Genomic DNA, 13111 nt, shown 5'->3' with positions numbered 1-13111 from the left:
AGCTATTTTGTGCTTAACCAAAACTATTATTCTGCCATTTGTCCTTTCAAATGACAGAGGCTATTTTATGGGTTCGTTTTATATTACAAATTCACATTGTGTTTATCTTCAGATTGTACCTCTTTCAAAATATGTATCAACCTTTCATTTTCTCCCCGGTTCCGCACCGCCACCCGGTAATAATGACGGTTCAGCCCTTCAAAATTCTCACAGGCGCGAATCAAAATTCCATGCTCTAAACAACCCTGTTTGTAATCGCGCGAATCCTCATCCGGCGAACGGAACAACAGATAATTTGTCTGGGACGGATAAACGATAAATCCCAGTTCTTCCAGTTTTTCCGCCAGCCGCGGACGTTCCGTCTGCAAAGATTTAACCGTCCATTCCAGCAGATTTCCTTCTGAATGATCCGCCAGTACCGCAAATGCCGCCACCCCGCCCGCCTGTGCCGGAGCCGAGACACTCCACGGCTGGCGGAACTTCTCGAGGCGTTCCCGGAGTCCGGCATTGGGGATGATGCCATAGCCCAGGCGAAGGCCTGCCATTGAGCAGATTTTGGTCAAGGCATTTAAGAGAATAACGTGATCTCCAACACCATTTAACAAATTTCCAACAAACGAACCTTCTCTCCGTGTATCCAAAAACCACTGAAAACACTCGTCCAGCATAAGCCAGGTATGTGTTTCCCGGCAGACCTCCGCCAACCTTTCCAGCTCGGTGGCTGAAATGGCGCGCCCTGTCGGGTTATTGGGATTTCCGAGAATCAAAATTTTTTCCCAGACGTTTTCATGTTTAGAGGATAAAGTTGGGACCGAATCTATCTTCGATGCATCCCCGGAGCCATCGCAAAGCATGGCATACAATTCTTCCCTCGTACTCTCCAGGGAAAATCCATTTTCTTCCTTTAAATGAAGCCACCGGATCTCGCAGCCGCACATCCGAAGCGCCTGCTCATACTCCGAAAATCCAGGTGCCAGCAAAATCGCCTGTTGGGGCCGAATCGCTGAGACAACTGCATATAGAATATCCGAAGCACCGTTTCCAAACACGAGCCAGTCCTCCGGAATCGGCGTGCCGTCTGCCTCATAAAAAGCAGCCGCTGCACGCCGCAGCTTCCGGCATAAAGCATCCGGATATTGTTCCCAAGCAGCCGCCGATGCCATCACAGCATCACGGACAGCCTGCGGCATTCCAAGACGATTTATATTGACTGAAAAATCTAACTCTACGGCTGCATCACCGTAAATATCGCCGCCGTGCGTGTATGGCATAGATGCTTCCTCCCTGTTGTTCCCTCTTTTTTGTGTATTCTTTATCTGGTTACTCTTTCCTTCGTTCGTTCTATTTTTGATATTTTTATCTGTTTGATTGTTTCATTATTTGGATGTTTTGCCTTTTTTATATTCTTCTTTGTTAAAATTCCCTTATCAAAACAAAATCACGGCCCGCATCACCAGTGCCAGAAGTCCCATGATTCCCGCCGCTCCATACATCAGGCGGTTGACACGGCGGATGTCCTGCGGTTCAATCGGGTGTATCTCATCACCGATATATGGCTTCGGAACTAACTTGCCGAAATACCAGGCATCGCCCGCCAGTCGCAAGCCCAGCGCGCCGGCGCATGCCGACTCGGTCTGCGCGGAATTGGGGCTTTTGTGGTTCCGGCGATCACGCCGCCAGATACGGTAAGCATTCTTTCCGTCATATCGTAAAAGGTATGCAGAGACTATCAATAAAAGCGCTGCCAGACGCGACGGAATCAGGTTTACCAGGTCGTCCAGTTTTGCTGCCGCGCGTCCAAAATGCAGATACCTGTCATTTTTATATCCGACCATCGAATCCATCGTATTGACTGCCTTGTACAGCCAGCCAAGAAGCGGACCTCCGATCGCCAGATAAAACAAAGGCGCAATCACTCCATCCGACGCATTTTCCGCTACCGTCTCAACTGCCGCCCGTGCGATCCCCGCCTCTGAAAGAGGTTTCGTATCGCGCCCGACAATCATCGACACCGCATAGCGGGCCCCCTCGATCTCTCCCGCCTCCAGCTTCCGGCAGACCGCCATGCTCTCATCCCGCAGGGAGCGCGCCGCCAGCAGATAGTAAGTCATGATCGCCTCGACTACTGTCTGAATCAAGATGCCGCCCAGACGGGAAATCCAGAGGATTGCGCCTGCCACACTGCCTGTCACAAGCAGCACCAGACACACAAAAAGAACGCCCGCGCGGCGTTCCCCCCGTTCCGTTGCATGCTTTTTTCCAGCTGGACGCAAATATTTTTCCAGCCACACAATCAGATTTCCGATCGCCCGGACTGGATGCGGCATCGAATGCGGATCACCCAGGCACAGATCCAGAAGATAACCTGCCAGAATCGCAGCTAAGTGATATCCGACCATTCTGCCTTCTATCATTCCTGTCAATACTTTACTGATTGCTGTCATTTTGTCTACTCCCAACTATTCTTTTATTTGATCCGCATTCCCAGACCACAGATAACCCGGTGCACTTCCTCCGAATATGCGGCGATCCGCTGGCAAATGCGCCCGTCTGTCTCCCGATAACCGCGCTCAAATGCTTCCATCGGCACAATGCCGCAGCCGATTTCATCCGCCGTCACGAATGCATCCGGATTTTCCTGCATCAGGCGTTCTGCAAACACGTATGGATCGCGCCCGGCTTCCATCTCACGCCTCACAAACAGTTCAAAATGCGTGATCAGATCCGCCTGCATGATCGTCTGTTCGTCCATTTCTAATCTCCCATCCGCGATGCGTGCCGTAACTCTACACGCTTCTGGATTTTTCGATCGATTCAGAACGGTGGATAAGTCTTTTGTTTTCCTCCGTTCCAAAGTACGTTTTTCCCACAATTTCATCGCATACGCTGTCTTTCCTTGTTCCCTGCCGCCAATTATAAAAATCATTCTGCTTTTCCTCGCTTAAAAATTCAAAAACCGCAGGCACGTACCTGCCAGCCGCATCGCCGCCAGCACCAGCACCACATTCCGCTCGCAGCTCTGCAGAAAATGCCCTGCCAGATCGCCGTTGATGCCGCCAAATTCCCGCATGGAAAAACGATAATAGCAAACGAAAGTCGCAAGTGCTGTTAAGGCTGCCAGAGCGCCGCGCAGATGTCCCCAGTAAATCATCCAGCTGATCGCCAACACTGTTAAAACTGCCATACTCACGCGAACAACCTTTGTCTCGGCACTTCTGGAAAATTCAGCGGCAAGCCCGTCCTTTTTCGCCTTTGGAAATGCCACCACCGAATAGCCGCTGCAGGCGCGTTCCAGCATAAGCGCCCCCGGCAGCAGCCACACATCTGCTCCCACAAGCTCAGAAACTGCCCCCGCATAGAGAAGCAGGTACAGCCCCAGACCGATGATCGCAAACGCCCCCGTATGTGGATCTTTTAAAATCGCCAGCTTTTTTTCCCGCTCGCCGTAGGAATGGCGCGCATCCGTCACATCGAGATACCCGTCCATATGGATTCCACCAGTAATCAATAGTGGAACCGCCGTCAACAGGCAGGTCCGGAACAGAACTCCAGCACCCAAAATTTCACAGAGCGCAAACGTGGCTATCTCTACCGCCCCGATCACCGCCCCGATCAGCGGAAAAAAACAAAGCGCATAGCGCATCCGCTCTTCCGTCCAGTCCATGCGCGGCATCGGAATGCGTGAATACATGGAAAATGCAATGACAAAACTTCCTATCAGATTCAATCTTCGATCCCCCTGACTCTATTCTGGCAACCATAACTTTAGCAGGCATTCCGCTCTGTTCCACTCACTGACTACCCTACATCTTCTGTCCTTTCATCGGCTGCAAAAACAGGTGTTGACACCGCAAGCGGAATTCCATACACCACTTCCGTCACCGAATCCGCCATCTGTCCCAGTTCCCGGTTGATCCGTCCCAGAAGCTCTATGTACCGCTCCGATTCCAGATCATACGTCACACCGTCCGAAAAGATCTCATTCGTTACAATGATAAGGTCATGGCACTGGTTTTGCAAGTGTTTTATTCCTTGCAGAATCCGCTCTTGCGCACCATTTTCCTGAGCATAAAATTCATTGAGGACAAGGTTGGACATACATTCAAGGAGAAGCACTGGTTTTTGTGCCACTCGGCAGGACTCCCAGCGCTTCAAACTATCGTTTTCCTGTTCATCGTCCAAACCAGCCGAATTAGACTCTTCGAATCTCTCCTCTAATTCTAATGTTTCTAACCCCGTATACCGCTCAATCGTCTCAAACCCTTTTGCCGCGCGCATCCGCCGATGGCGCTCCACCCGTTTTCTGCCTTCATCATCCCAAATCCGCATCGTCGCCAGATACCAGAGTGTCCCACCGTTCCTGTTCCGGCACTGCACGGCAGTCTGTTCGGCATATTCGGACTTACCGCTGCCACTGCCGCCTGTAACTATATATAACATCGTTCATTTATCCTCTTTTTCACCGAATTGCAGCAGTTTCCATGCTTTAAAAACATACGCAAAAAATGTTTTAATCCGTATATCTCATCACACCAGCGGCTTATATTCCTCTATTTCCATCTCCGCAAACGTATCCATATCCCGGTAAATGGACAGCGCCATATCCAGCAGTGGAAACAGCGCCAGCGCCCCTGTACCTTCTCCGAGTCGAAGTCCCGCCTGGATAGCCGGAGTTACTCCTATCAAATCAAGCAGCCAGATAGACGCCGGTTCCGCCGATACATGGGCTGCCAGCATATAGTCCGTCGCTGCCGGTGCAATTCTTCCAGCAGCTGCCGCCGCAGCTGCCGCGATAACCCCGTCAATCACAACCGGAACATGATAGATGGCACCGCCCAAAAAAGCACCTGCCATCGCCGCCAGATCGAATCCGCCTACCTTTTGCAATACCTCCATGCCATCCATGGGATCCGGGTGATGCAGTCCGATTCCACGCCGGATTGCCTCCGTTTTCCGTTTCAATCCAGCCGAATCTAACCCCGCCCCAGCTCCAGTGACAAGTTCTGGATCCTTTTGCAGCAGAACCGATGCGACCGCACTGCTGGTCGTCGTATTGCCGATCCCCATTTCACCCACTGCAGACAAGCGGTACCCCTGCTCCTTCAGCACACGCACTGCATCGATTCCCGTCAAAATGGCTGTCAACACCTCCTGGCGCGTCATCGCTGCTGCTTTTGTAAAATTGGAAGTTCCACGGCGGATTTTCCGTTCCGTTAGGGGATGAAGTTCTCCCCGATGTTCTACCTCACAGGCAATTCCCATATCGATCGGAAACACATCTGTCTCTACCTTTACTGCCATCAGGCAGGAACAGCTCCTCCCGCGTGTCATATTCGAAACAACTGCCGCCGTAACCTCCTGCCCGGTCTGTGATACTCCTTCTTCGACTACCCCATTATCTGCGCAAAAAATTAAAAGCGCACGCTTGGAGAAGTCTGGCACTTCCTCCCCCTGCGCTGCCGCCGCCCGCACAATATCTTCCTCCAGAACTCCCAGACTGCCAAGCGGTTTTGCCACATGCCCCCAATGCTTTTCTGCCTGCTCCCGGATTGTCTTGTCCGCTGGTACAATCTGTTTCTTAAGCTGGTCAAACCGTATTTCCAGCTCTTTTTCCGAAAAATGCCGAAAATCTTCCAGGGATTCCAATGTCTTCATATTCTCCTGCTGCATCTATATGTTCCTCCCGTTTTCGTTTCCGCCCTTTTCCATGGGTTCGTGAACGGGCGTACCCTTTCAGTCTATCGTTTACCGGTTCAAAATTCCGCCTATGATTGTACCATTGACCGGAACAATACGCAAATACAAATTTGTTCTCACACCGAAAGCACGAGAAACGACGTTACTGTTCACGCATACGTGCCCAGTAACGGAATTTGCCGTGGCTTCGCATTTAAATACGGCAAATTCCTGCTGCCACCACGTTTTCTTACGGCACTTTCGGTTTCAAAAGTGCCTACCTGTGAACAGTAACAAAACGACACCACCCATCCGGGCAGTGCCGTTTTTTCAAGCCCATCTTATAAAATTCTATTCCACATATCCATACAAAAAATTATACAATCTCAGGAAGCGCAATCACACTCTTCTCACGCAACCCCTTTCAACATCCACTCATACGCATCATACGCCGTCCGCAGGGAAATCTCGGCAGTCTCTAGTTCTGCTTTTTTCTGCAGATAAGACGCCTCACCCTGTAAATACGTTGCTTTATTAATCGCACCGGACTGATACTTAATCTGAGTGGCGCCGTATGTTTTTTCGGCAGACTGGTAGGCTGCCTGCGCCGCGTCGCGTTCTAGGCTTAATGCCGCTATCTCAGCGTACTGCTCATCCGCTGAGGCGCTTGCGGCGCTCTCGGCTTCCTCGATCTGCTGGTGGCGCAGCTTGCGCGCCGCATCTCCGGTTGCGGAGGATCGTCTGGCTGATTTGACACTGGAACTTGCAACGACAGCTGCCGCGCGGTCCGCATCCAGATTCATAGAAGCCAGTTCCGTTGCCGATACGGCTGGAATTTCCCCCAGCGTAATAGAAGTTCCGCTCTTTCCAAGTAAAATGGCAAGCTGGCGCAGCGCCTTATTTGCCTGATCGGTCGTGGATTGTAATGCTGTCTGAGCGCTTAGCAGGTTTTTCTGAGCCTGCAGCAGATCTGTCTCCGTGCAAAGCCCCGCTGCCAGTTCCCGCTCTTTGCGATCCACCTGCGCCTGATAGTTCTCTGCCGTCTTGGCAGCCGCCCCCACCTCGTCCTGAAGCTGCCGGCAGGTGCCCCACTGGATCTGTGCGGTCTTTACGACCTGCCAGACCGTCCGGTTTCTGGACGCACGGCTTGACGCCGAATTTAAGGAAGTGAGCGACTTTTTATACTGCTTCGCTGCCATCGACAGCGTTTGTGCATTTCGCTCATAGGTGCCGATCAGTGCCTCATCTCCGCCCGCATCTTCGAGCTCATCTGCTTTATAGTTCATATCCCGGGCACCGGAAATCATCGCATCGTAGGCTTCCTGGTAGACGGCAAGGCTGTCCTGATAACTGTAATCGGCGCTGACAGCCGTTCCATTGCCGCGCCGCACCAGCGCCTCCAGTTCCCCGTACTCTATCACAGAATCCGCTAGCTGTTCCTCCGTATAGGAGCCGGACTGGCTGGCGATCGTGTTGTCTGCGCTGTTTTCTGTTATGGTGCCATCTTCCAGCGCCGGACCATCTGCCTCGCTGTCTGAATCACTTTCTGTGCCGGAAATCAAAGGCGTTTTCGCCGCCTGCGCCGGGCTCGATACAAGAATACAAGCCGCCAGGGCAATTCCGATCGAACGACTCAATCTGCTTTTTCCGATTCGTTTCACATTATGACCGTCCGGATGCACATCCAAAGCACTTGCACCGCTTCGGTCTCTTTCTTGCCCCTTGCGCATCTTTTGCTCTGTCCCAGCTTCCGCGTTCATCCATTTTCCTTTCAGATTTCGCATCATCCGCCCACCCCTTTCTACTGCGTGGACGCCAGGCCGTCCACCGCCCACTGGTAGGCGAGCTGCGCCTGGAGAAGCGACATCGCTGCCGTCTCTTTTGCCACGGATGCCGATTCATAGGAATAGGTTGCGCTCTGGTATGCGTTCTGGCTGATAAGTCCGGCTGTCAGCTTGCGGTCGTTGGTCTGTTTCGTCTTTTCTTCTAATTCAAGGCTGCGTTTTGCCTGTTCATACTGTGCCTCAGACAGCTTCAGATTCTGATAAGCCGACTGGACATTCGACTTAACTGCCTCCTTCCCGCTGGTCAGAGTTGTCTGGTACTGCTCTTTAAGGGTGCTTGTCATCGCGTTGTTGACCTGACGTGCCAGAATCTTTAACTGATAATTATTTTCCTGTGCTTTCGCAATGTCCTCTTCGAGATTGATTGATGCACTCATCTGTTCCTGCGGGTCCGGTAATGCACAGATTTCTACTGATGCGCCATATTTCCATCCAAGCATCTGGCACAGGGATTCCTTTGTCGATGCAATATTGCTCTCCGCCGTCGTGATGGACGCCTGCGCCTTTAAAAGAGTCTCCTTGGCATCCAGCACATCCGTCTGGGTCGCGCTTCCGGATGAAAGCTTTAAGTTTGCCGTCTCATAGTCTTTTTCCGCCTTGGACACCTGATTCTGCACACTCTTTAAGTTTTCCTGGGCATTCCAGTACTGGATCATCAGGTTCTGCGCCTGCTGTACCAACGATTTCTCGGTCTGCGTATACCCCCACGCCTTAACATTCGCATCATCGACGTTATTATCGCCCTGCTCGCGCATCTGGGTCGCGGAAGCCTCGCTTCTCTGTGCTGCTGCCAGTGCGGAACCATAATTCGCATCATCTGAATCCGGGTACTCGATACTGCTCTCGATCTCATCTGCCGCGTCATAATATTCCTGCGCGATCTCATTGCTGTCTTTGCCCTGATAATCCTTGTACTCGATCCGGTTCTTCTCCACTGTGCTGTTGTACTCATGGATCCGATCAGCAATCTCGTCAAATTCGAGCTTATCATCCTGCAGCGAAGCCCATTTTTCTGTGGAATATGCAAATTGCGGGCTGGCTGCCAATACCTGGACCGGCGCACCTGCCGCCAGGAATACTCCCAGTGAGCAGGCTGCCACGCCAGAGGCAATCCGGCGGGTCAGGCATAATCTTCTATTTTGATTCATGTATGTCACTCCATTCCGATATATCTGATTTTAATTTCCGCAGCAAATATTTTATTTCCTACAATATTTTTTCTATTAACCTATATCTAATCCACATCCGGTATCTCTTCCTTCGGTTTCCGGCTCAGCAGTGCGTAATATACTGGGACCATGAAGAGCGCGACAATCACACCTACGCTCAGACCGCCGATATCTACGATCGCCAGACCCTGTGTCGTGGAACCGCTGCTTCCGATTGCCAGTGCCATCGGAATCATCGAGAGGATGGTTGTCATACTTGTCATCAGAATCGGCCGGATACGGGTCGCACCTGCCTCGATGAGCGCTGTCCGCAGATCCATCGTGGAGCGATACTGGTTGACCGTATCCACGTAGAGAATACCGTTATTTACAACAGTTCCGACCAGAATCAGGAAGCCGAGCAGGGACGTCATACTGATGCTGACGCCGGTCAGCTTCAGTAATCCGAAGGAACCAACCAAACTGAACGGGATGGTCGTCATAACCATGATGGAAAACTTCACAGACTCAAACTGTGCCGCCATGACAACGAATACCAGGAAGACTGCAATCGCAATCGCGCGGTACAGGGAGCTGAACTCACTCTTCATCATACGGTCACGGCTGTTCTGCCCAATGCTGATTGTACCGCTTAAGTTCGGAGTAATTACCTCACTGTTGATTTGCTGCTGTACATTATCACCGGTGTAATCGGCAGAGATTGTGATCTCATATGCACCGTCGGTTCTGGAAATCGAAGCCGGACTGTCCTCAAATACGACATTTGCCACATCGGTCAGTGCCACCTTCTGTCCGTTTGTTCCCGTCAAAATAATATCTTTTATGTTATCAACTGTCTCGTACTCGCCCTCCGGATACTCAACCGTTACCGTAATGTCTTCGCCGTCAATTTTAAGTGTCGTCGCGTCAATACCGCTCAACATCTGGTTGATCGTCGTTCCGATACTGGAAGCCGTGAGCCCATACGCCTTTGCCATGACCGGATCAATCTTCAGGGTAATGATCGGTGCATTATTCTCAATACTGGAATGGATGTTGATGACATCCGTTCTTGCTGTCATTTCCTTGACAATCTTATCACTAACTTCTTTTAATTCATCATACTGTGTGCCGTGAAGAATCACTTCATAGCCGCGCTGTCTTCCCATGAAGCTCATGGAAGTCGATGCCGATACGTCGATCGTACAGTTTGCAATGTTATCCATCTCTTTCTGCCACTGATCGGCTACATCGTCTGTTTTCATGGTACGGTCATCTTTCAGATAGGCACTGATCTCGCCGCTGTCTCCGTTGTAACGCAGCATGTACGAATCAACCTGGTCGCTCGCGGAAACAATCGCCTCCGCTTCTGCCAGCGCCTCCTCGATCTTTTCCTGTTTCAGACCCGGACGCGTCTCAATGCTGACACTGACCGTACCGGTATCATCCGATGTCATCAGCTCCGTCTGCATTCCGCTCGCCAGAATTACCGTCAGTACAAGTACCAGAACCGAAAATCCCATAACCATCGCCTTGTGGTTTAACAGACGGTCCATGATGCCGCGGTACCATTTCTGTAAACGTTCAATCGGACGTCCCATCAGAGCGCGCTTCGCCTCGCTCGGTTTGTAGAACAAATAGCACAGCGGAACCACCGTCATCGCAGAAAGCAGGGACGCCGACATACAGAACACGATCGTGAATCCCAGCGGTTTGAACATCTGTCCGGTCATACCGTTTAAGAATGCCAGCGGCAGGAATACGACACAAGTCGTGATCGTCGAACCGATGATCGAGTTGATGACAATGCCGGTTCCATGAAGCGCTGCTGAAAAATAGCCCAGCGCCCCTTTGTCTTCCTGCTCCGCCGTTGCACGGAAACAACTCTCCAGTACAACGATCGAGTTATCGACCATCATGCCGACGCCGAGTACCAGCGCACTCATCGTGATAACGTTCAACGAAAATCCTGCCATCGTGATCGCAATCAAGGACATCAAAATCGAAGTCGGAATCGAACTTCCGACGATCAGGGACGCCTTATAATCGCCAAAGAACAGGAAAATGATGAACATGGAGATGATAACCGCCAGAACCATTGTCTCTGCTACGTCTTTTAAGGAATCAAGAATCGTGTCAGATGTATCATTTGCAACCGTGATCGTCAGATCCGAATCATCTGCCATCAATTCTTCAACTTTCTCTTTTACAGCCGAGGACACTTCCATATCTGTGCTGTCCTGCTGCTTCTGAATCGAAACGGAGATCGTCTCCTGACCGTTGTAACGGGAAATGCCGCCCCGGTCTTTCGTTGCCTCATACACATTTGCCACATCCGACAGAGAAATAATCTGTCCTGCCGGCGTCTTGATTGGAATATCCTGCAGCTCATTTACCTGTTCTGTTTTTAAGGAGGTAGTAACGGAAAGCTCCAGATTTCCGGCATCTGCCTCACCAGACGGGGATGCCACGTTCGCATCGCTGATCGCACTCGCAACATCCTGCATGGTCAGATTGTACTGATCCATTTTTTCAGACTGTAATTCAATGCTGACGTACTTAGAAGAACCGCCTCGCGTCTCAATGTTTGCAATTGAAGAAATTCGCTCTAATTCAGGTACTATCTTCTGATCCACATAATCGTAGAGGTTTGTCTGCGTCTTATGTGCAATCGAAAGCATCATGCTGTCTCCTTGATTGGAGTTCATCGACATAACGCTCGGTTCCACATCATCCGGAAGCGCCCGCTGGATATTGTCCAGTTTCTGCTTTAAGTTGTCATATGCCTCATCCATATCGGTGCCGTAATCGTACTGAAGCATGATCATCGAACGTCCATCGCTCGATGTGGAGGAAATCGTGTCCACGCCTTCCATCGTGCCGATCGCCTCCTCGATCGGTTCGGTTACCAGCGCGCTGATATCCTCCGGTCCTGCGCCTGAATAATTTGCCATGATAATCAGCATAGGCGTCTCCATATCCGGCATCTGCTCCAGCTTTGCCGAAAAGACCGATGAAATGCCGAATACAACCAGACACAACAGAGCCATGACAGTAGTAACCGGATGTTTCAGGATATATTTCGTTACTCCCATGTCTTACATTCCTCCTGTCCTACTGTTTCTGTCCATTTTTTTTATCTTTCGGAGCACCTGTACCACCCGCAGGCTGATCGTTTCCGCCATCTGCCGGATCGCCCGCTTTCTGTCCATTTTCAGAGCCTGCCGGGGCATCGGCTTTCTGGTTTCCAGCTTCATCCACTGCTGCCGCGTCTGTTTCTTCACCCTTTAAGTTAACGGTTGAACCCTCATAAAGCTGGGAACTCCATGTACTGATGACGAGATCATCTGCCGTCAGCCCCGACTTGATCTCCGCCAGCTCTGTATTATAAAGCCCCACTTCGACTTCCACTTTATGTACCGTTCCGTCCTGATAAACATAGACATTTCCAACGCCGTTATCATAGTAGATCGCATCTACCGGCACGGTCATGACATTCTCTGCACGCTCAGAAGTTACTGTTACCTTGACAGTACTTCCCGTTGAAAGGCTGTTCGCCTCCGGCAGCTCTGCTTTTATCTTAAACAGACCGTTGCTCTCGTCCGCCATGCTGCTGACATCGGTAATCACACCATCATAAGTCGCTCCATCTTTTACAATCGTCATCGCGTCGCCCTGGTTTAAGTTGCTCATAACACGCTCGGATACGTAGAACGATACCCTTTTATCTCCCTCACCGGAGATAACGCAGAGCTGCGCCTGCTGGTTGACATGATCATATACATCAATATCCATCGTCTCAATCTTGCCGGAGATCGGTGCGGTCACGGAACTGTATTCCACCTGGCGATCGTAGTTTAATTTTGCCGATTCATAATTTAACTGTGCCGTCTTCGCCTGGTTCTGATACTGCTCCCATTCCTGATCAGAAATATCTCCTCCCTGATAAAGAAGCTGCATACGGCTTAAATTGCTCTGTGCCTCGGTCAGGTTAACAGAGGCGGAGTCCATCGCATTTTTCGCCGTCTCAACCTGTTCGGTATTGATCGTACAGAGAAGCTGACCCGCTGTCACCATATCACCGACGCTGACGTTGACACCCGTCACATCGCCGGATGCCTTCGCATAGACATAGACAACGTCCGATGCCTCGACAGTACCGGATGTGCTGGTTGTCCGCTCGATCGTTCCGCTCTTTGGATTCTCAGCCGCAACCGTCGCCACATTGTCTATCTGCGTGTCCTGCATACCGCCCGGACCGCCCGGACCGCCGCCTGAACCTCCTTTGCTGCCACCCTTGAAACGCATAAAAAGCGCCGCAAGTACGAGCACCACCACCACCGCGATGATGGCTGTTTTCTTTTTATTCTGTTTTGCCGCTTCCATCAGAGAAGATCGTTTACTCATTTCGCATATTCCTTTCTGGTTTTTCCTGATTGTCCC

General features: G+C 51.0%; 10 protein-coding genes. All 10 read right to left on the bottom strand.

Features of this window, described 5'->3' with window-relative positions; translation table 11 throughout:
• Positions 1-83 precede the first annotated feature (83 nt).
• The 10 genes from PUQ60_RS00435 to PUQ60_RS00390 all read right to left on the bottom strand — a co-directional run bounded on the left by PUQ60_RS00435 (position 84) and on the right by PUQ60_RS00390 (position 13075).
• Positions 84-1271 (bottom strand): aminotransferase class I/II-fold pyridoxal phosphate-dependent enzyme, encoded by a 1188-nt coding sequence (locus PUQ60_RS00435; RefSeq protein WP_273380855.1) that lies wholly within the window; start codon positions 1269-1271, stop codon positions 84-86.
• A gap of 156 nt (positions 1272-1427) precedes the next feature.
• A complete protein-coding gene (cbiB, locus tag PUQ60_RS00430; RefSeq protein ID WP_273380857.1) occupies positions 1428-2444 on the bottom strand; it encodes an adenosylcobinamide-phosphate synthase CbiB in 1017 nt (338 codons plus the stop codon).
• Positions 2445-2467: 23 nt separating this feature from the next.
• On the bottom strand, positions 2468-2926 hold the full coding sequence (locus tag PUQ60_RS00425; protein ID WP_273380859.1) for a bifunctional adenosylcobinamide kinase/adenosylcobinamide-phosphate guanylyltransferase: 459 nt from the start codon (positions 2924-2926) through the stop codon (positions 2468-2470).
• A 15-nt stretch (positions 2927-2941) separates the two neighbouring features.
• Complete coding sequence (locus PUQ60_RS00420) at positions 2942-3727, bottom strand: adenosylcobinamide-GDP ribazoletransferase (protein ID WP_270706567.1); 786 nt, start codon at positions 3725-3727, stop codon at positions 2942-2944.
• A gap of 71 nt (positions 3728-3798) precedes the next feature.
• Positions 3799-4440, bottom strand: a complete 642-nt coding sequence (locus PUQ60_RS00415; RefSeq protein ID WP_273380861.1) for a bifunctional adenosylcobinamide kinase/adenosylcobinamide-phosphate guanylyltransferase — start codon at positions 4438-4440, stop codon at positions 3799-3801.
• A gap of 87 nt (positions 4441-4527) precedes the next feature.
• Positions 4528-5670, bottom strand: coding sequence for a nicotinate-nucleotide--dimethylbenzimidazole phosphoribosyltransferase (cobT, locus tag PUQ60_RS00410; protein ID WP_273380863.1), 1143 nt, complete (start codon positions 5668-5670; stop codon positions 4528-4530).
• Between the two features lie 416 nt (positions 5671-6086).
• Positions 6087-7463, bottom strand: coding sequence for a TolC family protein (locus tag PUQ60_RS00405; protein ID WP_273400758.1), 1377 nt, complete (start codon positions 7461-7463; stop codon positions 6087-6089).
• Positions 7464-7477: 14 nt separating this feature from the next.
• Positions 7478-8668 (bottom strand): TolC family protein, encoded by a 1191-nt coding sequence (locus PUQ60_RS00400; protein ID WP_273400761.1) that lies wholly within the window; start codon positions 8666-8668, stop codon positions 7478-7480.
• Between the two features lie 86 nt (positions 8669-8754).
• Positions 8755-11763 carry an efflux RND transporter permease subunit gene (locus PUQ60_RS00395; RefSeq protein ID WP_273400764.1) on the bottom strand — a complete coding sequence of 1003 codons (3009 nt, stop codon included), beginning with the start codon at positions 11761-11763 and terminating at the stop codon, positions 8755-8757.
• Positions 11764-11782: 19 nt separating this feature from the next.
• Entirely contained in the window at positions 11783-13075 is a 1293-nt protein-coding gene (locus PUQ60_RS00390; protein WP_273380664.1) for an efflux RND transporter periplasmic adaptor subunit, read from the bottom strand.
• Between the last annotated feature and the right edge of the window lie 36 nt (positions 13076-13111).

Source organism: Clostridium sp. AF02-29, from assembly GCF_934835585.1.
Classification (GTDB): Bacteria; Bacillota; Clostridia; order Lachnospirales; family Lachnospiraceae; genus Otoolea; species Otoolea fessa.
This window is presented reverse-complemented; position numbering and strand designations above follow the sequence as displayed.